General features: G+C 58.2%; 20 protein-coding genes. 8 read left to right on the forward strand and 12 right to left on the reverse strand.

The genetic code is table 11. The features are described 5' to 3' along the window. Positions 1-19: 19 nt before the first annotated feature. Both ABIQ96_RS16685 and ABIQ96_RS16690 read left to right on the forward strand, forming a co-directional pair. Positions 20-1,048: an ABC transporter ATP-binding protein gene (locus tag ABIQ96_RS16685; protein WP_348215756.1), complete on the forward strand. Its 1,029-nt coding sequence runs from the start codon at positions 20-22 to the stop codon at positions 1,046-1,048. Between the two features lie 16 nt (positions 1,049-1,064). Next, a complete protein-coding gene (locus tag ABIQ96_RS16690) occupies positions 1,065-2,078 on the forward strand; it encodes an ABC transporter ATP-binding protein (RefSeq protein WP_348215757.1) in 1,014 nt (337 codons plus the stop codon). A 2-nt stretch (positions 2,079-2,080) separates the two neighbouring features. On the opposite strand, the gene ABIQ96_RS16695 is transcribed toward ABIQ96_RS16690, so the two are convergent. Together ABIQ96_RS16695 and ABIQ96_RS16700 are read right to left on the reverse strand one after the other, a co-directional pair. Beyond that, positions 2,081-2,827: a hypothetical protein gene (locus tag ABIQ96_RS16695; RefSeq protein ID WP_348215758.1), complete on the reverse strand. Its 747-nt coding sequence runs from the start codon at positions 2,825-2,827 to the stop codon at positions 2,081-2,083. 19 nt (positions 2,828-2,846) lie between these two features. Next, on the reverse strand, positions 2,847-3,677 hold the full coding sequence (locus ABIQ96_RS16700) for a DUF1194 domain-containing protein (protein WP_348215759.1): 831 nt from the start codon (positions 3,675-3,677) through the stop codon (positions 2,847-2,849). Positions 3,678-3,748: 71 nt separating this feature from the next. Between ABIQ96_RS16700 and ABIQ96_RS16705 the strand changes: the two genes are divergently transcribed. From ABIQ96_RS16705 to ABIQ96_RS16725, 5 genes are all read left to right on the forward strand, one after another. Next, positions 3,749-4,414, forward strand: a complete 666-nt coding sequence (locus ABIQ96_RS16705) for a hypothetical protein (RefSeq protein WP_348215760.1) — start codon at positions 3,749-3,751, stop codon at positions 4,412-4,414. A gap of 74 nt (positions 4,415-4,488) precedes the next feature. Beyond that, positions 4,489-5,685 (forward strand): signal peptidase I, encoded by a 1,197-nt coding sequence (gene lepB, locus ABIQ96_RS16710; protein ID WP_348215761.1) that lies wholly within the window; start codon positions 4,489-4,491, stop codon positions 5,683-5,685. A gap of 4 nt (positions 5,686-5,689) precedes the next feature. Next, positions 5,690-6,520 carry a phytoene/squalene synthase family protein gene (locus tag ABIQ96_RS16715; RefSeq protein WP_348215762.1) on the forward strand — a complete coding sequence of 277 codons (831 nt, stop codon included), beginning with the start codon at positions 5,690-5,692 and terminating at the stop codon, positions 6,518-6,520. A gap of 36 nt (positions 6,521-6,556) precedes the next feature. Next, positions 6,557-6,913 carry a hypothetical protein gene (locus tag ABIQ96_RS16720; RefSeq protein ID WP_348215763.1) on the forward strand — a complete coding sequence of 119 codons (357 nt, stop codon included), beginning with the start codon at positions 6,557-6,559 and terminating at the stop codon, positions 6,911-6,913. Positions 6,914-7,004: 91 nt separating this feature from the next. Then, positions 7,005-7,448: a hypothetical protein gene (locus ABIQ96_RS16725; RefSeq protein WP_348215764.1), complete on the forward strand. Its 444-nt coding sequence runs from the start codon at positions 7,005-7,007 to the stop codon at positions 7,446-7,448. 51 nt (positions 7,449-7,499) lie between these two features. Here the strand turns inward: ABIQ96_RS16725 and ABIQ96_RS16730 are convergent, their stop codons facing one another. From ABIQ96_RS16730 to ABIQ96_RS16775, 10 genes are all read right to left on the reverse strand, one after another. Next, positions 7,500-8,213, reverse strand: a complete 714-nt coding sequence (locus ABIQ96_RS16730) for an SGNH/GDSL hydrolase family protein (protein WP_348215765.1) — start codon at positions 8,211-8,213, stop codon at positions 7,500-7,502. Further along, on the reverse strand, positions 8,210-9,100 hold the full coding sequence (locus tag ABIQ96_RS16735; protein ID WP_348215766.1) for a tyrosine recombinase XerC: 891 nt from the start codon (positions 9,098-9,100) through the stop codon (positions 8,210-8,212). Before ABIQ96_RS16735 ends, ABIQ96_RS16730 begins: the two co-directional genes overlap by 4 nt. Positions 9,101-9,373: 273 nt before the next feature. Continuing rightward, positions 9,374-10,033, reverse strand: coding sequence for a DUF3313 domain-containing protein (locus tag ABIQ96_RS16740; protein ID WP_348215767.1), 660 nt, complete (start codon positions 10,031-10,033; stop codon positions 9,374-9,376). A 221-nt stretch (positions 10,034-10,254) separates the two neighbouring features. After that, positions 10,255-10,926, reverse strand: a complete 672-nt coding sequence (locus tag ABIQ96_RS16745) for a hypothetical protein (protein WP_348215768.1) — start codon at positions 10,924-10,926, stop codon at positions 10,255-10,257. 171 nt (positions 10,927-11,097) lie between these two features. Continuing rightward, positions 11,098-11,469: a hypothetical protein gene (locus ABIQ96_RS16750; protein WP_348215769.1), complete on the reverse strand. Its 372-nt coding sequence runs from the start codon at positions 11,467-11,469 to the stop codon at positions 11,098-11,100. A 9-nt stretch (positions 11,470-11,478) separates the two neighbouring features. Next, the gene (locus ABIQ96_RS16755; protein WP_348215770.1) at positions 11,479-19,293 is read right to left on the reverse strand and encodes an RHS repeat-associated core domain-containing protein; all 7,815 of its coding nucleotides are present in this window, start codon (positions 19,291-19,293) and stop codon (positions 11,479-11,481) included. Beyond that, a complete protein-coding gene (locus ABIQ96_RS16760) occupies positions 19,290-20,165 on the reverse strand; it encodes a hypothetical protein (protein WP_348215771.1) in 876 nt (291 codons plus the stop codon). The genes ABIQ96_RS16755 and ABIQ96_RS16760 overlap by 4 nt, the downstream gene beginning before the upstream one ends. 18 nt (positions 20,166-20,183) lie before the next feature. Next, the gene (locus tag ABIQ96_RS16765; RefSeq protein ID WP_348215772.1) at positions 20,184-21,032 is read right to left on the reverse strand and encodes a hypothetical protein; all 849 of its coding nucleotides are present in this window, start codon (positions 21,030-21,032) and stop codon (positions 20,184-20,186) included. A gap of 63 nt (positions 21,033-21,095) precedes the next feature. Beyond that, entirely contained in the window at positions 21,096-22,649 is a 1,554-nt protein-coding gene (locus ABIQ96_RS16770; RefSeq protein ID WP_348215773.1) for a hypothetical protein, read from the reverse strand. A gap of 517 nt (positions 22,650-23,166) precedes the next feature. After that, positions 23,167-23,802: a hypothetical protein gene (locus ABIQ96_RS16775; protein ID WP_348215774.1), complete on the reverse strand. Its 636-nt coding sequence runs from the start codon at positions 23,800-23,802 to the stop codon at positions 23,167-23,169. A gap of 408 nt (positions 23,803-24,210) precedes the next feature. Here ABIQ96_RS16775 and ABIQ96_RS16780 point away from each other — a divergent pair, with 408 nt between their 5' ends. Further along, positions 24,211-24,570 carry a hypothetical protein gene (locus ABIQ96_RS16780; protein ID WP_348215775.1) on the forward strand — a complete coding sequence of 120 codons (360 nt, stop codon included), beginning with the start codon at positions 24,211-24,213 and terminating at the stop codon, positions 24,568-24,570. Positions 24,571-24,654: the final 84 nt, after the last annotated feature.

Below are 24,654 nucleotides of genomic sequence, written 5' to 3' on the forward strand. Positions count from 1 at the left end.
CGTTCACTGAGCCGCTGACATGGAAACCACCGCAGAACCTGTCGCAGCGCCTGAGCGCGCGGCGCCCGCGCAACCCATCGCGCCGCTGCTCGAGTTGCGAGACCTCCGAACCCAGTTCCATATCGCAGGCGAGGATGCCAACGCCGTCGACGGGCTCAGCCTCGTCGTGCGGCCCGGCGAGGCGCTCGGCATCGTCGGCGAATCGGGCTCGGGCAAGAGCGTGACCGCGTTGTCGATCATGCGGCTGCTCGGCGGTGCGCACCGGCTGTCGGGCCAGGTGCTGTTCGACGGCCGCGATGTGCTCGGGATGTCGAATGCCGAGATGCGCAGCCTGCGCGGCGCCGACATCTCGATGATCTTCCAGGACCCGATGACCTCGCTGAACCCGGTGATCCGGATCGGCAAGCAACTGGTCGAAGGCATGAAGGTGCACGGTCGTTTCAGCGACGCCGAGGCGAATGCGCGCGCGCTGTCGTTGCTGGTGCGCATGGGCATCTCTTCGCCCGAGCGGGTGATCAACGGCTATCCGCACGAGCTGTCGGGCGGCATGCGGCAGCGCGTGATGCTGGCGATCGGCTTCGCGAACCAGCCGCGCCTCATCATCGCCGACGAGCCGACCACCGCGCTCGACGTGACGGTGCAGGCGCAGATCCTCGATCTGATGGGCCGCCTCCAATCCGAAATGGGTATGTCCACGATTCTCATCACCCACGATCTCGGCGTCATCGCGGAAACCTGCGACGATGTCATCGTGATGTATGCCGGACGCATCGTCGAGAGGGCGAGCGCGGAGGAACTTTTCGCCAATCCACTGCATGCCTACACCAAAGGACTGTTAGCCTCGATTCCGACGCTCGACATGCCTTCCAAATCCGTCCTCAAAACCATTCCCGGCATGGTCGCCTCGCTGGCCGACCTCTCGCACGGCTGCCGCTTCTGCCAGCGGATGGGGCGCAATGCTCCGATCTCGCGTGAACGCCCCCGAGTCATCGAAGCCTCGCCCGGCCACTGGGTGGAGAATTGTCCCGAGTGCTACAAGCCATCATAAGACTTATAGGACCCATATGACCCATCCTCTTTTATCTGTCCAGGATCTGCGCATTCACTACCCGGTGCGTGGTGGAGTCCTGCTGCGTCAGACGGGAGCCGTCCGTGCGGTGGATGGTGTTTCGCTGGACATCGCTCCGGGTGAAACGCTCGGCTTGGTCGGCGAGTCCGGCTGCGGAAAATCCACACTCGGCAAAGCGATTGTCCGGCTGATCAAGCCGACTTCTGGCAGCATCGTTTTTGACAACACGGATATCAGCCACACCAGCCAGCGCGCGCTGCGTCCGCTGCGCAAGGATTTCCAAATGATTTTCCAAGATCCGGCGGAATCGCTCGATCCGCGGATGAGTGTGCGGTCGATCATCGAGGAACCGTTCGTCATTCACGGCATGGGCCGGGCGGAGCGATTTCAGTTAGTGAACGACCTGCTGGACCGTGTCGGCCTGCCTGCCTCCGCGGCAGACCGCTATTCGTTTGAGTTTTCCGGCGGCCAGCGCCAGCGCATCGGCATCGCCCGCGCGCTTGCGCTGAAGCCGAAGCTCATCGTTTGCGACGAGCCGGTCTCTGCGCTCGACGTCTCAGTGCAGTCGCAGATTCTCAACCTGCTCGTCGAGCTGCAAAAGGAATTCGGCTTGTCCTATCTGTTCATCGCCCACGACCTCTCGGTGGTGAAACATGTGAGCGACCGGGTGGCCGTGATGTATCTCGGAAAAATCGTCGAACTCGCTTCAGCGGAGGCGATCTATCAGGATCCACGCCATGCCTACACGAAGGCACTTCTGTCGGCGATTCCCTCGCACGACCCCACGGTGAAACGGAAAAAAATCCTACTCGAAGGAGATGTCCCCTCGCCCATCGATCCGCCGCCCGGCAGCGCCTTCGGCCACCGCATGAATCATCCGCGCTACGCGGAGACCGTCGGCGCGGATCTATCGCTTCGCGAAATTTCCCCCGGTCACTGGGTTGCCGCGGATCCCTGCTGCGTTTCCGATGAGGATTGGAAAAAGCTCAAAACACCGGCAGGGAAATGATCTCAGCGGGCCGCGCGATTGAGTGCGGTCAGGTCCGGATTCTTGAGCTTCGCCTTGATGAGAACCGGCGCTGTTGGAGATGACGCTGATTTGGCGGGTTCCACCACCCGGGTTTCCAACGGAGGCGCATGGGCGATCAGTTTCACTCCGAAAAGCAGGGATGCGAAACAAGCGCACATGCAGGTGAAATGCAGTCCGGTGTTCCAGCCTAACATGATCCAGCGCTTTGGCAGAAGATAACGGAGCAAAACCGCGGCGGTCACTGCGGCGATCCCGCTGGCGAGCGCCAGCAACGGAACCATTGCCACAAGCCGTTCGGGTATCAATGCACCTAACAAGCGACCCGCCGCTCCCACGCAGCCGGCCGAGCCGATTCCCAAAGTCACCAGGGTGAAAATGGAAAGCTTGGGTTTGAGAAAGTTCAGTTGCTTGCTGGGATTCGATCGCTGGAGCAGATCCTGGACGGTTTTCACGCCGAAGCACTGGGTCACGCGGCGAAACTCAAAGGACTTCGCCTTGGAATGCCGCAGCCGGCGGCGGGTGCTGACCTGCTGGATACGGATGCGTGCGTAAGCTGCCAGAGCTTCCTGATGCTCACCGCCGCTCGCGGAAAGCGCGGTCGCCCAAGTCGCGGGATCGAGTCGTTTCTCGAGGATTTCCTGGCCGACCTGTCTAGCGACCTCCGGGTCGATGTCAGGCTCACATTCGGAAATCCGGTTGATCACAGCAGAGCGTGGGGAGGCTTTCATGGGGGATTGTCATGGAAATTCAGGATCTGCGGCGGAGAATCAGCATGAAGCCAAGTCCCGTCATCAGGGCAAGCGCCGTATGGGGCTCGGGAACCGCACTGGCCCCCATGGAAACCGAGCCGGTGATCTCGGTGGTTAGAGCCGCCGTGAGCAGCGTATTGACGGGAGACGTCGTTGAAGTCGCGGCGACACCACTGAGAGTGCTGCCGATGACATCGGTGCTGAAATAGGATGCGATGGCCGTAGCCTTGTTGCCCAACGCGATGGCGTTGATCAGATCCACTCCGGACTGCAATGCGGCATCGCGAGCCGCCTGGCCCGATCCGCCGGGAGTCGAAGCGGCGGCAACATCGATGATTTGCACGTTGCTCTCGAAGCCGTTGGACAAGCCACCGGTTTCTTTTCCAAAGGACAGGGTGGCCGCCGTTAGCGCACTCGCAATATCTGCGGATCCGTTTGAAAACGGTTTGGAAATATTGCTGGCCAAGGCTGCGAATTGCGCGGCTTCCGTCGCATTTCCAATCGACATCCATGGGATGCCAACTTCCTGAACCGAGGAATTTCCGTAAAACATCATGGAAACCGCGATCCGCCCGAAAGTTCCGGACTGGATTGATCTCAAAACCTCCGAACTCGTGAACGAGGACGCGTAACTGTCCATCAGCGAGCCGAAATCCTTTTTATTGAGGCCGGACTGCGTAACATCGACTAGCAATACTAGCTCGCTATCGACAGCGATGGCGGAGGCCTGTCCGTTCAAACCCAGCGTAGCGATGCCAAGGGACAGCATCGGGAACAGAGGGGGCAAACTGGACAGCAGGCCACGGGGTTGTGGGAGTGCTGGTTTCATGGGGTGGGGTGATTGCGGGAATATTTATATTTAAGATTGCTTAATTGTCAATTTTTTTATAATACCTTCGTATGTTCAATCCAACGCGCGACACAAAGACTCCTCTCTCGTCACGGATCGCCCTGTCCGGAGCATTGTTGCTGGCCGGAATTTTCGGGCTTGGTGCGGCGATCATACTGCCCGTGAAAAAATTTAAAAATCCGGATGTGGTGCAGGCCCATCCCATCATGGACAACGAAATCATTCCCGCCAAACAGGCCAAACCTGCGGGCCTCGCTATTCCGGAAACCTCATCGGAAAACCTGGTCCGCTTCTGTTCGGGCAACGTAACCGAATCCCGGAGTTTCGTGGTTTTCAAGATGGGAACAGCCGTGATCGTTGATGAACCTTGCGAGGATCCTTTGGCGGTGGCGCGCAAGAAACTGGCCGCTTGCTCGGAGCCGGATGTGCGCTTTGTGACGGAGCCCACCCGCGAGGGGGATTTGATCGTAAGTTTCAAGGAGCCGGTGTTTCATCGTTTCAGCGGCGACGAGCTGGCGAATTTGACCCCTTGGCTGGAAAGCACCGCCCGGGCACTGCTCACGCCGGAGGAAAGCGTGTCGGTCAGCGAGGGCTGGACACCGAACCGGAACGCACGCTTCGGCCTGCTCGCCCGACGGAAAATGCTGGAAGACGCGGCGAACCCGATTCCCGTCCGCATCATCCGCGCGAAATCCCGCGCCGTCGCGGCTAACTGAAGCAGCGGTGGCGACAGCATTTCCCGCGCCTCTCCGCGCTTGCAGTCGGGCGTTTCCCCCGTGAGACTTCGCGCATGTTTTCGCCCAAGTGGAAAAAGGACGCGCTGCACCTCGTCAAGGGCGCGAAGAAATTCGTCGATTACAAACGCGACCTGCTGAAGCCCGAACGCGTGGCGGAAATCAATTCCCGCCGCGATGATCTGTTGGCAGCGATCAAGTCCAAGGATCTCGCGAAAGTGGACGAAGCATCCAAGCAGATCCGCGCGGTCTGTGAGAATGCCCTGCCGAAAGAAGCGCCACTCGGTTGGTTTGAGGAAAACGTCGAGGTGATGTTCGTCGCCATCGTCATCGCGCTGGGACTTCGCGCTTACTATTTGCAGCCTTTCCGGATTCCGACCGGATCCATGCAGCCGACGCTCAACGGCATCATCGGCACGGCGAAACCGAAAGGAGAATGGCCGAGCTTTCCAGTACAGATGTGGGAAAAAGCCATGCGCGGCAGAACCTACGTCTATGAGGCCGTTGACCGGGACCGGTATGTCACTGACATGAAGGACACCCAGTTCCTGCACTTTTTCAGCCGTTCGGAACTCCAATTCTCCGACGGCACTTCCCTGCGACTCCCCGCACCCTCCGGTCCGCTGGACAAACTCGGGCTCAGCCAAGCCATCGGTTTCGCCCGGGCGCACGGCGGATTGATCCCCAAAGGCACGGTACTTTGCGAAGGCTACATCGATTCCGGCGATCTCGTGCTGGTGGACAAGTTTTCCTATCAGTTCCGCAAGCCGAAACGTGGCGAGGTCTTTGTTTTCGACACCATCGGCATCGAAGGAATCCAAAAGCGCAGCGGGCCCCAAGGTGCCGGCTCGCACTACATCAAGCGCCTCGTCGGCGTGCCGGGTGACAAGCTCTCCGTCCTCTCTCCCAATCTCATGGTGAACGGAAAAATCGCCCAGGAGCCCGGCATCCAGCGCGTCATCCGCGGCGAAGGCGCCTACAGCATCAACTCCGGCGGCTACGGCTACGCCCAAATGGAACGTCCGATGGCGAACGGCCGGAAGCTCCCGCAATACATTTCGAAACCGGGAGATATCCTCGAATTGAAATCCGAGGCCAAGCCCGGTCTGCGCGAGTATGCCGCCTTCGGCGACAATACCGGTAACTCGCTCGATTCCCGTTACTGGGGTTCCGTGAAAGAATACAACCTCGTTGGCCCCGCGCTCTTCTCGCTCTGGCCGATCACCACCGGCCACTGGGGATTCATTCACTGATGCCGTGTCCGCCGCCTCGCAAATCACCCGCAAGGCGAAGTCGAACCTGGCCTTCGCGCTGAATATTCTGCCGCGCGAACGGCGGCAGGACATGGTGGTTTTCTACGCGTTCTGCCGGACGATGGACGATCTGGCAGACGCTCCCGCAGTGCCTGCGGACGAGCGGATCAAATCCCTGGAGGCATGGAAAAACGGGCTCACCCACGGTTTTGAAAACCCAAACAGTTTCCAACAAGAAGTCCTTTCCCTGCGCGAGCGGCAACAAATCCCAACCGAACTCCTAGTCGCGATCATCGATGGCTGCATGATGGACTTGCAGCCCCAGCGGTTTGAAATCCAGGAACAACTTTCCGGCTACGTCTGGAAAGTCGCCTGCGCGGTGGGGCTCGTTTCCATCCGCATCTTCGGCTGCAAGGATCCCGCGTCCGAGCGCTACGCCGTGGCGTTGGGACAGGCGCTGCAATTGACCAACATCCTTCGTGACATCGCCGAGGATCTCGACAACGGACAGCGGATCTATCTGCCGTTGGAGGATCTCGCGCGCTTCGGTTATACGGAGCAGGACCTCGTCTGCCGCGTCCGGGATAGCCGCTTCCTCGCGTTGATGGACTACGAAGCGGATCGCGCCGAAGCCTTTTTCCAGAAAGCCCGCCAGCTCATCCCACCTGCGGATCGCCAGGCACTCCTTTCCGCCCAAATCATGGGGGAAATCTATCAGACCTTGTTGGGAAAAATGCGTGCCGACCGATTCCAGGTTTTCAAAAAGCGCTACCGGCTTTCGAAAGCCCGCAAGCTGCTCATTCTCTCCAAGCATCTGATTGCGCGATCCCGTTGATTCGAATAGAGTTCCAACAATAAGAGTCCCAAGCCCATGTCCAAACACGTCCTTTTCCTTCTCCTTGCCGGCTTCGTCGGATTGACCTCCTGTACCCCTCCGCCACAGGTTCCGCCGCCGAATTTCAGGCCCAATCCTCCCTATCCGCCAGTCCCCGTGAATCCCAACGGACCGGGAAATGACATCGCTCCGCCCATCGTTGAGCCACCACCCGGGCCGGAGATTCCGACGACACCGGGCACCTATCCGATGGCGAAGCGCACGGCGAATCCCAACGAGGTCATCAGTCCTTACGAGCCCTACAACGTCATCGACATCTCCGGCCCGCCGCCATTCAAGTCCGGACAACTCGCGCGCGACCCGTCGAACCAGAAAATTTTCCGAGTCCCTTGAACCCGCTGATTTTCAAAACACTCGGCATGTTTTGCCTTGTCGCTGTCGGGCGCGATTGCTAGTGAGTCGGCGAATTCAAATTCACCCTCCCATGAAAACACTAATTACCGCCATCGTCGCGTGCTGCGCCGCGCTCCTCCCCGTCACCCAAGCCCAAGCCGCCGAGCCCGCCGCCAAAAAATACGGCGACTTCAAACCCGGCGATACATTCACCATGAAAGTGGCGACCGTGGCACCGATTGGCACCCGCCCCAAAGGATTCCCGGTGTTCACCAAAGGCCAGAATGTCAAATTCACCATTGGCACGAAAGGCGAGCTGAAGGGACCGGGCTTCTCGATCAATTTTAAACCCGAAGGTTCGTCGGGAGGTGAGAATTATTACGACAATGCCCCTCCGCACCCTACCACCCTAGTCCATCAGGCGGTCGTCGAAACCAAGGGCTCCCCGCCAAAGCCCTATTACATCAATCTGGCGCTCCGCAACTCCTCAAGTGCCGGCTTCTATCAGGTGGTTTATCTTTTCGGGAAAAAATAATTCTTCCGGAAAAAATTCAAACCCCAAAGGAGAGCCTCGTGCTCTCCTTTGTCATTTCAGCCACAAGGTCTGATAGAAAACCTCCGCCGTCACATCGTTCCCGAACGCGCTCGGATGGCTGCCGTCCTCAATGAAAAGCCGCGCGCCGTTTCCTGCGGAAAACTCCTGCTCCCAGGCATCCCCCACAGGCACCACCACCAGGCCGCCGGCATTCTTGGCAGCAGCGCGATAGCCTTCTCTCAGCCGTTCGGTCATTTTGTAAAAGTCATCATGCCGCACGTTCTTCTCTCCATCGCGGCGGCCCCATGTCTGATAGAGAACGGGAACCGCCCCGGCATCGCGGGCTAAGATGACCAGCTTGCGCAGCGGTGGAAACATCAGCCCCGCCCGCTTCCGTGGCGATTGCGCCGGGATCTCGCTGTGCTCCTGAATCACCACGACGTCCCATTTCCCGTCGCGGATTTTTTGCAATGTCGGCTCGTACGCCGCATGTCGCGTCAACGTCCAGCCACCGAACGTCGAGTGCCCGACGCGGACATTCTTCCCATGTTCCGCCGCCAGTTTGGAAAATGCTTTGGGCACGCCGAAGCTATAACTGTTTCCCACGAACAACACCGCCAACCGGGGACTCGCAGCCACCCGCTCCGCCAACTCCTTTTCGGGATGATCCCCGGCAGGTCCGGGAGGAAGCGGCGGCTGCGTGGCGCACGATGCGAGCCCGAGGATGCAACTGAGTTTCACGAGGAGACGGGCAAAGGATTTCACGCTCGGGGATGGGCTGTGTCGTAGGCTTGCTTGAGACGCTCCTTGGTCACGTGGGTGTAGATCTGCGTCGTGGATAGGGAAGCGTGACCCAGCAATGCCTGCACGCTGCGGAGATCGGCACCGGCATCCAACAGATGCGTGGCGAAGCTGTGCCGCAGCTTGTGCGGACTGATGGCAAACGGGATGCTGCTGCGTTTCAAGTATTTCTTGAGCAGTTGATCCACCGCCTGCTGCGTGATCCGGCTCTTGCGGCTGCTGAGAAACAACGGCCCGGAGGTGACCGCCGCTTCCTGACGATAGCGTTGGATCGCATTGAGCGCCGGACCACCGACCGGCACAATGCGTTCCTTCGAGCCCTTGCCGGTGACCTTCACCGACTCGCCGATGAAATCGACGTGCCTCACATCCAGCGCCAGCAGTTCGGAAATCCGCAGCCCGCATGAGTAGAACAGTTCGAGAATCGCCGCATCGCGCAACGGCAGCCACAGCGGTGATTTTTTGTCCGCAGTTCCTTGCAACGGCATGCCGAGAAGTTCGTCGATCTGCGAAATCGTTAGAACAACCGGCAGACTCCGCTCCGGCTTCGGCAGCAACACCTCCGCCACCGGACTGCGGGCCAGCCCCTGCCGCAGCACGAGGTATTTGTAAAACGACCGCAGCGCCGCGAACCGCAGCCGGATCGTCGCCCGCTTGAATCCCTGCTTCATCAGCGCGAAAAGATAGTCGCGAAAATCATCCGTTTCCTCCCCACGCCATCCGGCGAATTTCCCGCCACGCCATTTCTGATAGACCGCGAGCGCGTCCCGGTAGTTCGCCAGCGTTCGCGGAGAAGCGCTTTTCTCCGTGGCTTGGAATTGAAAAAAGGCGATCTCGTCGCGGTCCGTCATCGGCACGCAGATTAACTTGGGAAAACCTGAATACCAAGCCCATAGACCGTTTGCTAAAATCGATTGCCGAAACTTGCTCCCGGTGAGGAGCTTTTTTCGCTGTCCGGAGTTCAAGCTTCAGCTTGCTTCTTCAAGAGCACGGTAAACCGTGAACTCCGGACAAGTTTCCGGCGGCACATGGCGAAGTGGGCATCGGCAATAACTTCTGGCAACCCGCAAAAAAGCCCTGCCGGAACGGATCCGGCAGGGCTTTCTGAAAAAATCAACCGTCGCTTAGCGGGCGCGGAGGGTCTTGAAACGCGTGTTGAGACGTTCCACACCCGCGTTCACCGCGCTGCGCACCGAGGCCCAGGAAGTGGTGGCGGAGGCTTCGCGCTTCGCTCCCACCCGATGGTCGATATTCGCCAGCAGGCGCTCGCCCGATACCGAATCCAGGATTTCACCTTCGAACGAAACCTTGGAAATGAACGCGGCAACTTCCGCGGATCCGACGGTGCCGGTCAGGGTGGCACGCGCACCCGGGTGAACGGTGGTGACCGCCTTGCCGCCCGTCTGCCCTTCAATCACATCGGTCAGGGCCGTGCGGATGCGGAGGGTGGTCGGTCCCGGCACGCTGACGACTTTCAGTTCGCCAACGACCTGCTTGCGCAGCGAGTCACCAAGATACGCGGCAAGCTGGTCAGTCACCTTGGAGTCAATTCCCGGACTGGAAACCACGGTCGTCACCGGATCGATGATGACGCTGTCGTATTTCTTCAGGTCCACGCCGGGTTTCACGTAGGCGGAGACCGCGTCGGCCGTGCCATAGCCGCCGTCCATCTGCTTGTAGTTGGAGAGGAAGCCCGAGGGGGATTTCCCTCCGGTGGAGCATGAGGAAAGCGCGAGGGCGGCACCCGCGGTGGCGAAAATTCCAAGTCGTGTGATGAGGTTCATGAGATCGAGGGTTGAGATTGAAAACGGCGGCCCGACGGGCAGCCCGCTTCATTCCTTTTTCTGTCACGCATTCCCGCCAAGGTCAAGTTTCCCGGAGCAGCGCGGAAGGTGGGATATTCTTCGTTTTTATCACTCAATCGGGACCTTCCGTCTTGGCAAAACAGCCAGTATCTGCTGAAAGATCTCGGCTTGACTGGGCTGACCCAGAAGCGATGAAATCTTCAACGACTTTTTCTAACCGCGCACTTCCCCTGTGAACCCGGGCGGGCCACCGGTACCGGAATCCACGATTGCAAGTTCACCCGAATAGACTTGAGCTGGCCGATGGTGGCGATGGCGTGGTTGTTGTCGTCCGCGGTAGCGAATGTCCAAGAGTAGTGATTGGCGACATCCGCGGGATCCCTAGCGCCATTCAACTGGAGCTGGCCGCGCTCCGACACAACGGCACTGGAACAGTCCACCCAGAGCGGGGCGTCGCGATAGAGACAGTCGTAAAAGGGTTGCGCAACGGCCTTGAGCTGGCCGATGAGAAGGGGCGCGTGCTGCTGCTGGCTCCAGTTGGAAGGCTTGGGATCCGGAACTTCCAAATCGAGGATGGGAGGAAGCGTTTCCGAGCGGTTCGCGGGCTTCGGCTGGGGAAGGACGAGGAGGTTCCTGATTTCCCCGGCCATCCCCGGGTCGAGCACTTTCAGTTCTTCCAAGGAGCGCTTCACCATGAATTTGGCTTGTCCGATATTGGCGGGGCCTTTGGGGTTCTTATCGGTGATGGCGGAATCGATAATGGCATGACAGTTGGTCCCTTCCACCGCCCACCAGCCGGGAGGCGCGGCGGAAAGCGTGATGCCCGTGAAGAAGATAAGCGCGACGAGGAGGCGGCAAAAACGGGATGTCATGACTAGAAAGAAGGGCGGGGAGGAATCGGAGGGACAGAAGGAATCAGAGATGAAATGCAATATGGCCCGGGGAATGTGAAATAAACACTCTCCAATTGAGAGCCCAGAAGGCATCTAATCACTAAAATCAGACCGAATCAATTTCGACAATTAGTTAGATTGTCGCATTGATCAAGACCGCAGTCGCAAAGAGTAATCCCCTTCAAAATTCGCCTCCACATTCTCATGTGAATCGAATTCAAACGCCATCCTGATCTGGTCTCGGGAACCTCTCCCAAGCCTTTCCAGCTCGGAAAACACAAAATCGACAATCTTGCCTTGCAAGCCCGTTTTCCCTGCAAGTTCCAGATCTTCGCCTCTTCCGAAGAAGATATATGCTCGAAAATCCACATCTCGCTGACTCAGAATGAAGAACTCACGAATAGGATCAGGCGAACCAAATCTCCGTTTGACTCCTTCCCGCACATCATCAAGGCACCGAGCCTTTTGTCGCATCGCTTGCGAAGCCATTTCGAATTCTTCGGGTGTTGGTATATCGCTCATTAGAACAGATTATCTTACTGCCTTCCAGACCCAGTTATCCTCAACAAACTTATAGCTCATCTGTTCGAGAAAATCCACCTCCAGTGCAAAAAATCCAGTGGCGGTCGCTGGATCATGCGAAAGAATAATTTGCTTCCCCTGCTGAATCTGTTGCCGGAGGAATGTCTCGTTAATATTCCAGATTTCATGCTGCGACAGACCTCTGGTTACTTCGCCCCAGTTTTCGACCTTAAAGTAAGTGGCTTTATAATGAGCCGCAACTTTCACATAACTTTTACCATCTTGTATATATTTCCCGAGGACGAGCTTTGAACTTTGAGGATTTCTAGTCGCCTTTTGAGCCACATTTTCGAAGAAACCAGCATCGGGCGAAGCAACTTTTGGCTTCAGCTTCACCAGCCTCCCCACCGGCCCAAGGACTCCGCCGATGACAGCACCTCCGGCGGTGGCCTTGGCAATGTCCCATGCATCATCTCCCAAGCCTTGGCCGTAGGTTTCTCCATTCCAAGCCGCCTGCCCGCGTCCGGCCCCCACGTCAATCGATGCCGACGTGAATCCTTGGGCACCTCCTACCGCGGCACTGCGCAAAGCGATGGATCCCAAGGTTTTGGCCCCCATCAGGAATTTTGTTCCAGTCACGGTCAGCAGCACATCTCTTCCGAAATAGGCGGCTCCCTTGATGTTGTTGCCATCTGCGAATTCGATCCCCGCGCCAAAGCCGGGAACAAACATGCCGACCGTCTTGAGGCTCTGCACATCCTGATCGGCGTCCACCGCCTGTAGACCCGTGTTACCCGCCTGTCTCCAAAGAGCTAAATTCTCCGCGCTCAATTCCCCTCTCAGAAACTTCCCGGCACCCACATCGCCCATCGCCCCCACCCTGAAGGGTGCACTTCTGTCCCATGCGTGATTCCCCCTCCTCTTGACCGTCGGGAGATAGATCCCCCAAGTCCCGTCCGATTCGGCAATGAGGGTGGGCAAACCATTGGGTTCGATGATAGTTTCCAAGCCCAGCACATCCACGCCATTCACGGGATCATTGTGGCAATAGGCGTAGAGGTTGAACGACTCGGTTTCGCCCAGCGGCTCGCGCGAGAGCCAGCGGCCGGTGGCGGGCGAGTAGAAGCGGTGGCCGAAGTAGACGAGGCCTGTTTCCACGTCCGTGTAATGGGTGGCGAAACCGAAGGGACAGAGGCCGGTTGCACCGGAGTCCGAGATGGGCTCACCGAAGGGGCCACGGGTCCAGGCGGCGACCTTGGCGCCGGTGGTGGAATGGACGATGGCGCTGACGTTGCCATTCGCGTCATAGACGGGGACGTAGGAGGCTCCATTGCGGTGGATGCCGAGGAGTCCTCCGACGCCACCGGTCTCACCGAGAGTTCCGGCGATGTCCTTGCCCCAGGTGTAGAAGGTGAGGACCGGCGCGGTGGTCGCGGTGTCAGTGGATTCTTCCGCGAGGAGGCGCCATTCGTCGTAGATGAACTTCGTCTCAACCTTGCGCTGGGTGGCACCGGTGGCAGTGAAGTACTGGACGGTCTTGCCGATGCGCCTGCCCTCGTCATCATAGGCGAACTTCAGCTTCAGCCTTGGCATGCCGGCGGATGCGGCGGCGACCTGTGTCGTCATGCCGATGAGGCGACCTTCCGGATCATAGCTGTAGATCCAGCGCCAGTCCGAAGCAAGGGCGCCGTGGGCCCCGTAGGTGTTGCTCCAGTTCCCGGGCGGAAGAACGACGTTGCGTTGATCCGCGGCGATGGCGTTCGCACCCGCATCACCGCCGCCGGGCAAGGTGGCCACGACTTCCACCGGCACGGAGGAAGACGAGGAGCTGGTGCTGTTGGCGGTGGTGGCGAAGGAGCCGGTGAACGTGCCATCCGCAGCGACCGGCACGGATTGCGGGGCCGCGCCATTCGCGGCAATTTTCACGGTGGCTCCCGGAACGACCTTGCCGGCGACGGTATAGGTCTGTGCCCCCGGGACTTGGAATACGGTGTATTGGTTCGCGTTGTTCGCGGTGGCTCCCGTCCTTTTTCCAGCGGCGTCATGATTGTAGGTGTAGGACATCCCCTGGTCCGAGGATGCGGTCTGCAACTGGCCGATGCCGCCGGTGCCGAGGAAGGTATAAGTCCACGTGGTGGAAGGCTGGGCCGGTGCCACAAGGGTGAGGCTGTTCCGGTTCTGGCCACCGAAACCATAGGTGGCGGACCAGGCATTCCCGCCCGCGCTGGTGCTGACCGAGGAGAGGCGGCCGCTGCCGTCCGCCAGGGAGGTCCGCGTGGCCACGGCGGCACCGGCGGTGACGGTTTCACTGTTGTCCGAAGGGTGGCTGTAGGTGGCGCTGAAGGATCCGCTGCCGGAGGCGGTGACGGTTCCTATCTGGCTATAACCGTCCGGCGTGTAATCCACGGCGTGGACAACGGCGGAATTTTTCCGCAGTTCCACGCGGGAGATCTCACCGGTGGTCGCGTTGTAATTGCGACGGACCTCGTAACCGGAGAGCGAGCCTCCGAAGGACTCCACCAGCGGCGAGTCGTCAAAGTACGAAGGATAGGAAACCGAGTAGGTCTGGCTCTGGTTGTCGATATCCTTGCTGGTAAAGACCGAGCTCGCGATGGTCCCGTCCGTATTCGGGGCCATGGCCAGGGACGAGGTCGCGGTGGCGTAACCGGAGGGGTAGCCGGTCGCCGCATCCCGAGCCATGGTAAAGGTGTTCGATCCGGCGCTGTCCGCGCGGGTGACACTGGCCAGCGAACCGTCCGCGCGCCAGGTCTGGGCGATGCTGCTGCCATCCGGCCGGGTCATGCCCAACAGGTGACCTTGCGGGCCATAGGTGTAATGCACCTCCTGGGTTCCGAAACCGGCGGCCAGCAGGGTGTTGGAACCATTGAGTGCATTCCCTTCAACCGATAGATCATTCTTGCCGGTGATGGCGAGGCGGAGTGGCTGGCCTTCCGCCCCCTCCGCGGCGATGAAGTCCTTGTGGTTGGTCGTGTCCGTTCCGGTGGCCTTCACGCCGCCGCCCGCGAAATTGTAGGCCACGCTGAGATCCTGCCCCGGGCCGTGGGCCCCTGTCACACGGCCCGTTTTCGCGAAACTATAGGTCGTGCTCCCTTTGGGCCCCGGAGGATTGGCACTCATTGTGGCCACTTGCCCGTTGGCATCCCGGCCCACGGAAGAGTCGAACGACTGCCCGCGTATGGTTCCGGCCGTGCCGGTCATGCCGTAGCGGTCGTAGTCCGCATGGTAACTGAGGTTCGGTCCGGAGATATTGACCCGGTTGCCGTTCGGTGTGGGAGTGGCAGTGGTTGAATTCCGCCCGTTGACCTTGGAGGTAACGGCACCCGTGTCGAGGGCGACCTGTTGGGAATAGACCTCGCGTCCGGCGTTTTTCACCGAAAGGGTGGTGGTGGCACCCGACGAGGTGGTTGAAACCTCCCGGGATATGCTACCCTGGGTGGTGACCGCCTTCATCCAACCGGGATCGTAAGTGGTGACGATGGGAGCGGAAGGTGAGGGCGGGGTGATGGTGACGGTGCGCGCGGCGACGTTATAAGCGTAGTCCGTGTGAACGGTGCCGGTTCCCATGGGATGTGGCTCTTCCACGCGGACGAGTCGGCCAAACCCATCGATATAACGCTTCGTCACCGAGGGGGTGGCGGATTCCTCGCTAACCAAAGTCGAGGTGATCACGATGCAGCCCTTCCCGTTGACGGTGGCGACATCATAAGAAACACTCTCCCCGGGAGCTCCCGCTCCACCGCCCGCGACGGTGGGAAATCCATCCGGTGAATAAGTCTGGGAGAAGCCGCGGTTGCCATCGTTGGTGGCCGATGTGTCATAGGTTTCCCCCGCTTCTTTCGTGACCTTGAGTCCTGATCCGGCCGTGTTGGTGAATTCCTTCAGCTTTCCATAACTGTCCACTTGTTTTGAAATCGTCTCGCCTCCGATTCCAAAGCTGTTGGTGAGCCCCGCGTAGGTCGCGGTCAAGGAATGGCCGTCGAGCGTGGTGCCGGATTTGATGCGGCCGAGGACATCCCACTGAAATTGGTCGATGGTGCCGTTCCCGTCGTTGCTCGTTTTCAGGGTGCCGTCGTTGTTATATTCGAAGGTTTGGGTTCGGGTCACCCCGCCGGAGAAAAACGCGATGCTGGTCGGCCGGCGGAAGGCGTTAGTCGAATGCCCGGTGGCGGTGGCACTGCTGACGGTGGTGGAGCCGCGTTTCGCTACCGAGGAAACAAGCACGCCGAACTTGTTCACTTTGGTGGTGGTGACGGTGTCAAGTCCGGGTGCATCCGGATTGAAGGTTTCCACAGTCGTCAGATCACCATCGCCCGATTTCGTGTAGGAGTAGCTGGTAGACCCGAGCTGCGTGGCGACCGATTTGACCTGCCACGGGAGACCGCCTCCCGCTTCGGAAACGTAGTAGTCCACGGTGTTCTGCATGCCATCCTCCGTCGTGACCACCCGGCCGAGTCCATTGGAGAGGGCGGTGTTGGTGGTTTTCAAGGTGGTGCCGGCGACAACCGTGGTGTCGGTGATGGAATTGCTGCCACGTGAGATCGTTCGGACCGCATTCAAACCACCAACCTTGAAAGCCTCATTCGTTAGATTTCCCGCGTGATCGTATTGGAAGGTCCGGCCATTCGACGTCCAGCCGGTCCCTGTCATCGTCCGCATTTTTGGATACCGGAAACGCGGGAGATACTCCGAGCCTGCTCCACCGGATGAACTCAGAAAGAGGCTATTGTAACCGTTAAGTTCCCTGGTCCCAACAAAAGCAGTGTTCCAGGAAGCCGGATAGCCGACCCTCGGTGTCGTAATGGACTCATCGGAAAACTCCTCATATGCCATCTGCCAGTCATCATGTGACGTGGAGAGAAGATTGAGCCCGAACCGCGCCGGAGGTGCCAGGACGTCATTGTAGAGACGGTCTTCGATCAGTGGCTCCGCCCCCCGCTTCGTGAGTATCGAGATGGGAACCGTCCCATTGTATAAAGGAGAGTCACCCTCATACACATAGTAGAGCGTGGACTCAGCTGAGGAAGTGCCATTGAAATATTCCACCTTGGCGAATTCGTCATGCTCGGGCGCGATGTCCGTCTGGCCGCCTGCAATGGTCACTTTTGCCCACGGACTTCCATCCTGGGTGACCGTGATCTCGCCGAAATGCTCGGGATAAGTAATGAAAGGTCCGTAATAATAATTAACGCGTCGCGTCTTCGCGATCAGTTGGCCGGTGGAAGCGCCCCCCGCCGTGACCCTGTAGGTTCGGACCAGTGAGCCATTGTAAAAATATTTGAGCGTGAAATCATAATGCCCCTCCCAAGTGATCTCCACCTTTCCATTGCTGCCGGTCAATGAGGTGATGAGCCGGTTGTCGGGATCAAAGGACCAATAATTTGAGAGGGTGCCTTCGCTGAACTCTTCTCCATCAATTTGCAGGAAGCTGGTGATATTCGGCGGGTCTTGCCGCGACCCCACCAGCAGGTCTGAACGGTCCCCCTTGAGCTGCAGATGACTCCAGAAACCATGTGTCGAGCTATACTGGTCGCTGGTATAGGCAACACCCCCGAACCAATCGCAGAGCGGCAAAACCAGAGTGGGCGCGGTTGTCTCGCCGGCGGCGACGATGGGCAAGGGAAATTCCAAGCCAAGATCGGCACCCTCCACACCCGCCCGAATGGTCGGCTGGGGAGTAGGCAAGGCAGCGAGCGCGAAGGGTTTGCTCGGTGTGTGTTGAAACGTGGGCTTGAAAAGCAAAGTCGATTCACCGGTGATGTAATCCAAACTTTTGTAGTCTGCTGGATACTGGCCGTTCGGGAGGTGGGTCTTTCTGCTGGTTCCAGGAGAAACCCCGATGTAGTACTCGAAGTCGTATTCATCAGCTTCCTCGAAATCGGCAGGTATGGGCAGGGAGGATGGCAATCCAAGATCGGCAATATTACCGACATATTGGCGTAATGCCTTGTAGTTCAAATTCGAAAGATATTCATCCGCCTCCGTTATTTTGTTATCCGACGGATGCCAGGACGGATGGTAGACGTATGCCTCACCTCCTTCGAGGACAGAGATATCAAATTTCACCCGGCTCCCGCCGAGACGAACCGGAATTTCCGAAACCTCGGCGAGGCGGTAATACTTGGTGTCCAGCGGCGGCGTGGCGGTGGGAAGCACCCATGGCCCTTGTGAATGAATTCTGGATGCCAGATAGAGCTGGCCTGTCGCTCCGGCCTTGATTGCGGAAATGTCATCGACGTACCCTTCCCCAACAGTTTGGGATTTTCCGGGTGTGTCGAAGTGGAGGACAGAGCGCCCGAGGGTTTTACCCCACCCGGCCTTATCGGAAATCTTCGCAGCCTCCAACCGGGGAGAGTACAATCCTACGTCGGGACCTCTAAGGTAGCCTACCTCGTTGGCCGAGTAGGCCTCGGTCGCACCCTCGCCGAGATCTACCGACCTGGCTCCTCCATCAATCGTATCCGCATCGACGGTGGCGGGAGTATCGTAGCGCCGCAGCAACATCGGCCAGCGCAGCGTGTCCAGCTGGCGCAGCCGTTCCTGGATGGCCGCCACCTTGGAGGCCTGATTCTCCAGCGTCACGATGCCAAGCGGCAGAAACGCCTCATCCGCCCGGTATTCGAGCGAAGCACCGTCGAACGCGACCTGTGAATCGATCTTTCCCACGTGGATATATGCCTGGCTGATCCGGTCCAGATGCCGTGAAATCTCATTGAGCGCCACCAGCTCCTGATCCGCCCCGGACGGACTTGGATAGGTCCATTTCAATACGGCCTTCTGGAACGCGGCCCCGAATGTGGAGGTGTCACCGTCACTGTTTTCCAGCGATACAAGATAAGCGAGTTTCTCCCGGGCCCGCTTGACGTCATCGCTATTGGAGGTGGACTCGAGACTTGCCTTGTAGGCCACGCAGGCCGCCTTGTAAGCAGTGGCAGCCGTCATCCTTTGTCCCTCGTACCATGCGTCGCGGGCGGTATCCCATGCTGTGGTCGAATAGCCCGATGAGGTCCCAGCCGGAACAGCCATCACAACGCCGCTGGCGGCCGCCAACCCCCGCTCCAATCTCTTGACCTCAGCGGCATGCGCCTTGTTCCAGTCCTCCTCATCCTTTACGAGGAAAGCGTCGTTGCGCGCCTCACAATCAGGATGCGCCTCCAGATCGGTTGTATAGTCTTCCCTATCGATATTAGGAATCGGTGGATCACCTATCTCGTTCGCCTCAATCCATGCTTTCCGTGCCGTCACCCAAGCTTCCCAGCGCGCCTTCTGGTATGCCGGGTAGTCGTAAGTTTCCTGGGTGTAATCCGGATCGTATGGGAGCTCGGATTCATCCGGAGCGGTGTAAGTCTTGGCCTGTTCCGTCGCCAAATTGGACACCCAAGGCGCGCGGGCATTAGTTCGGGCCAAGTTCGCCGCAGCCTGAGCCCCGGTCACGGCCGGATCATAAGTGTACGGCGCAGCGGGTCTCGGCGACACATCGTTGTAGTCGTCCTTAATCAGATCAAATTCAAACTTGGGAGGATCCAGCTCTTTCAAAAATTCGTCGCGGAAACCATACCGTGTGCCATAAAGCTCCAGATATTCATAATCCGGGTCGCTATAAACCGCGACGTCTTCGGATGACATCATCATGTCGTGGTAGTCCTTGTTGAGTTTGAAAAACGCGACATAGGCATCCTCCGCCGCATCATGTCGTTCTTTGACAGCAGCCATGAGTTCGCTGATCGCCGCAGCGCTGGTCGTCTGCGCGCGCGAAGGCAGGGCAAGGGCGCAAAGGCCCAGCAAAAGAATGGAAGTGAATTTCATCTGGTTTTTTGGAAAGTCTGGTAAGTGGTAAAAAAATTGTTAGCCTTGCGCGCGGCGGATTGGGGAAAACGGGCCTCCAGCAATTGCCGGGCTTCCATCAGCCGCCGGGTCGGTTCATCCGCCGGAGGAGCGGTCACAAGTTCGCGGGGAGAAGGCAGGAGATGCTCGATCACCGCGAGGTCCGCCTCTGTTAGCTCGGGCATCCGCCCGCCAAGCCTGGCCAGCAGATCATCTATCGTTTTCTGATCCGGCTTGGGTGGATCCTGGCTTTGAAGCAAGGCCTGTTCCTCTTGGTCCAAGCGACGCAGTTCCGGCCGGTTCCGCTCCTGCCATTGCTTCGTCCATGCGCGCTTCTCCGGGAACGGCGCATCCCGCAGCGGCAGGGCTTCCTGCGCCCCTTTCTGTAGAATTTCCTGACGGGCCGCCCGGATCCTTGCCATTGGCTCCCGCTTCCAGATGGGAAGCATGGCCAGCTCCCGGTCACGGCCATCGGAAGGGACTCCGCCGGCCTTTTCCTGGCCTTGGACAGAGGCGGCACCGGCTGCGACCTTCACGTTTGCCTTCAGCGGCTGCTGCGAATTGCGCTCGTATTTGTCATATTTCCTGCGGAAAGCGGCAGCTCTCACCGAAACCGGGGAGTTGACCAAATCCCTGCCGCTCTTGCCTGCCAGTTCACGATCTTCGACTTTTGTCACCGCCGGCGTGTCCTTTGCGCCCGGCTTCGCCGGCAAGGCATTTGCCGCCTCTGACGATTTCCCCGTTTTACTGTCACAGGCGTTTGCTAGAAAAGCAATCGCCACAACCAGCCATACACGAGACAGAACCGCCTGCCTGCCAACCGCCATTCCCCGTTGCCTTGGAGCTGCCTTCATTCGGTTCACCTTTCTGGATCAGTTAATTCCCGCACGGGTGATTTTCAGGCCCACCGCGGGATGATCCCTTTTGGTAGGATCGGTCCCCTGACGATACTCGGTGAGATTGGTGGCACCGTCCGGCTCGACATCCGAAGCACCGGAATAGGCGGTGGAGCCGCCAAAAAATGTGGATTCCCAACTATCGGCAAGCCCATCGCCATCGCCATCCGCCCCGCTATATTTCGCCAAATCCTCAAACCTCAGGGAAAATACCACCTTGAGCTGGCCAATGGTAGCGGGGGCCTTGTTAACTTCTGACGAGGTAGTGGGGTTCCAAGGAACATATCCGCCTTCCGTGTAGTGGGTATTCCCGGTTACCTGCCAATAATGAGTTCCAGCGGTTGCCAAACCATCATGGTTCAGGTGCATCTGACTCAGAACCCACTGTGCTGACAGGGTATTGAGACGAGCGTAGAACGGATGAGCGATTGACTTTAACTGGCCGAGGAGAAGGGGAGCCTTCTGCTTTTCCAGCCATTCCGGCGTTTTCGTGCCAGGAACCGTGAGATCGACGATGGGATTTGGATAGGTTACCGGAGTGGTCGCGGCTGGCGGCCCGTTGAGATCGGTGCGGATTTGTGCGGCTATCAGGGGCGCGGCGACATCGAGGACGCGCAGGGCTTCCGCTACCATGTACTTTGCCTGACCGATGTTGGCCATACCCTGATTTTTATCCAAAGCGATGATGTCTGGAACCTGGGCCGGGTGATCGCCGGCACTCCACCAGGCGGGCGGCGCGGCATTCGCAATCATGCCGTTGCAAATTATGGAAATCGGCACGACCCACAGGGACGGGCGATTGAGGAAGCAGCGGGAATCAAACATAATTCGAGTACGTTACAGGTTTTCTAACTGGCGGATCAGCGCAAAAAACGGTGGCACTCCGCTTTATTGATAGTCGCCCATCGAGATGTCCCCTTGGGGCACGGCGATGGTGACTTTTCCGTTCAGGACTGTGTGACCATCCACGACCAGGGCGTTTCCACCGCTGTCGGTTGTTGTTGCCGGAGGGTCAACCAGCGCCTGCGTTGGATTTGTCGTGACGTTGGATTTCCAAGCCTTGTTGGTGAGAGTGGTTTCACCGTTTTTGCGGATGGCGATGGCGTTGGAGGCCAGCGTGCTGCTATTGGTCCCGTTGCCCACTTGGAAGAGAGGATCCTCTTCGATCCATGAAGTGGTCCCAGTCCCCCAAACCTTGTTATAGCGTCCGAACGATGTGCTGCCATAGGTTGTTGCTTTTGTCTGATAGCCTCCGGCAATGGCAAAACTTCCGGAAGCCGTTGAGTAGCCCATCGCCGCGGACACTATACCGGAGGCCGTTGCATAGCCCATCGCCGTCGCATAAGTGCCGGAAGCTATTGAGTTGTAGCCCATCGCCGTTGCATAAGTGCCGGAAGCCGTTGCGTTGTAGCCCATCGCCGTCGCATAACTGCCGGGAGCCGTTGAGGAGCCCATCGCCGTCGCATAACTGCCGGAAGCCGTTGAGGAGCCCATCGCCGTCGCATAGTCGCTGTTAGCCGATGCGGTGCCCATCGCCGTCGAATAATAGCCGCTAGCGTAAGCTCCTCCCATCGCCGTCGAATAATAGCCGTAAGCATATGCGGAGCCCATTGCCGTCGAATAATCATAGTAAGCAGTTGAGGAGCCCATCGCCGTCGAATAGTAGCCGTTGCTAGAAGCTGCTCCCATCGCCGTCGAATAGTCACCGCTGGCATAAGATGATCCCATCGCCGCCGAATCGTAGCCGTAAGCAGAAGAACTTCCCAGCGCCGTGGCACCGGAATTATATGCGGAAGCGTAATATCCAATGGCTATAGACCCTTCCGCATAGGCACCTGCACTTGATCCCATGGCGACGGATCCAAAGCCATACGCGCTGGTACCATATCCCATGGCGATGCTTGCATCTCCATCGGCATAACTGTACATTCCCCCAGCGATAGATCCCTGCCCGTTTGCAGTCGTGTTTTGTCCAAAGGCAAACGAGGATGAGTATGAACTCTGAGTCAATACCCTTTGATTCCCGATCATGATCTCACCATTCTGAGGATCAAGAGTGATGTCGGAGCTGGATTGATTGGAATAGAGAGTGAGCTTGTTTGTTGGGTCCAAGGTCATTTGAACGGACGATCCGGGCTGTCCGTATCCGTAACCCCATGCCCAAAGTGATGGGGTAGCCGATTGAGTGAGCATGGACAGTGCCGCAACACCGGATGCTTCGCTGTATTGGAGATGTGCGCCGCCCAAAGTGCCGGACCCACTTCCGCTTCCCAAGGTGAGGAGATAACCCTTGATCGCCAGATTGCCAGCCTCGGCAGGGCTTGCCACCGGATTGATTGTGGTATTACCCGCAAGGGTGGTCGCAGCGTTCAGGGATACAGCCCCGGGCAGGGCAACCAGCGCGACAGCGATATTAGCGAGATAAAATGAGGGTATTTTCATATGAGCATTCCTGTTTGGGCTTGGGGATTAGATTCGATCTTAGAATGAGAGGAACAGTATCAGCGCGTGGACGGAACGGACGCTTCGGCTTCATTGTGGGTTGTAGATTTTGGGTCGGAAAATCTGAAAGATTCCGGCCAACCGGCCACAAGCTAACAATTCCATGATGCCTAGCAGCCCGTTATTTCGAAGGCAACCTTTTTTTTGAGTGCCGATTTGGCACCAACATCCGTTTGAGCTGTTGGGCCAGGACAGAACCACCCGCGGCAATCCTTGCTGCTGCTGGATTCCGATTCCGCTATGTCCGATTTTGGGACTTCGCACGAATTGCGATTTTTGGAAATCCGGGAAGCAATTGAGTCAAAAAAATCACCGATCCCGTCATCTGCCGGATGTTTTCTGATGGAAAACGTGGATCGGATAGGACCGATTCTCATCAAATCTTCCGGGCGAAGTGCAGCTCCACCTATAAAAACGCGCGGCAAGGCCCGGAGCCTTGCCGCGCGCTGATTTCCGCTCAAGCGGCGCGGTGGGTGACGACGTCACTCCAGTCCGAGTAACCGGTGAGGCCACCGACGGCACGGGCCTGGAAGGCGACCAGCACGCCGGGCGTGAGATCGTCCACCGGTATATTGCGCGAGCTGGTGGAGAGCGGCCGGGTGAGCCACTCGCCGCGCACGCCATTCGCATCGACGATGGCATACTGGAGCTCGAAGCAACGCGCGTTCGGCACCGCCTGCACGGTGACGAGGGATTGGCCGGTGAGGCCGTTGTCGATGCGGATCACATTCGGCTTCGGCAACTGGCTCTGCGCGCGGTTGGTGCTGACGTTCTGGAAGCCGCTGGAAAGCAGCAGCGCCAGATCATTGCCACACGCGCCGAGCACGAAGTAAGCCAGCCGGTCGAGCATGGTCACCAGTTCCGCACGGCGGTTGTTTTTCTCCGCAGTGGTGGCGGGACCGCCGTCGGCACAGGCCGTGATGGAGGAGTTGAACGCGACGGTTCCCGCTTCCAAAACCACGGCCGGCACGGGCGGATTGGCCAAGGCGGGAATGGAATATAGGCTTGCAAGGATGACGCCTGCGAACGCCGCCAGGGATGGATCGGTTCCCCGCCCGTAGGCGATGGAGATTCTTAATTTTTCCAGTTTCATAGGTTGTGTATTGTCTTTTTCATGTGTTGGACCGGACTCCCCGCCACTCCACCTGGAGTGCATGTCCGATGCCAAACCAATCACTCTAATTTCTAATTGCTATTAATCATTAATTTCACACGATCCCGAATCATCCCTCCCCCTCAAAAAATTTATTTACATAACTAATCGTTAGTGAAACTGGCGTGGTTGGTGGATTTCGGAAGCATGATGATGGTTCGGATGCAATGCGTGAGATCATGAAAAGCCCCGGAATCCAGCCACCCTACGTCTTCGCGTGAATGGCCGGTTTTGGGAGTTCTTGTCCGCTTCTGTTACCTGTTATCCGAAAACCCGACTTCATCTTCAAAGGCGTCGCGACATGATTCCGGCCCACCCAAAGCGCATCTCCCCTTCGTTTTTCCAACCTTGTCGCGCGTCTTCCTAACTTTGAACGACGTTTTTACTCCTTTGTCAGGGACGTTCATGATTAAGACGGATTCCCACCTTCCTTTGGCAGAGGAGATTCTAATTGAGAGATCGGATTCCCTTCCTTTAGCAGGGGAATTTTTTGTTATGGCGGAGTCTTCCCTTCCTTTGGCAAGGGCTTTCCTGGTTAAGACAAGGTTTTTCCTTCCTTTGATAGACGTTGCCCTTGTTAAGGAAGAGCCTTCCCTTGCTTTGGCCGTGGTTTTCCTTATTCAAAAAGGGGCCGCCCTCCCTTTGACAGAGGCTTGCCGGGTTGAGACAGAGGCTTCCGTTCTTTTGGCGGTGGATTTCCTTGTTTGAGCAAGGCTGTCCCTTCCTTTATCAGCGGCTTTCTTTTCCCATTCTGCCCGAATGAAATGAAGAGCCCCCTCAGGGGATCCGCGA

Source organism: Luteolibacter sp. (genome assembly GCF_039920825.1).
Lineage (GTDB): Bacteria > Verrucomicrobiota > Verrucomicrobiia > Verrucomicrobiales > Akkermansiaceae > Luteolibacter.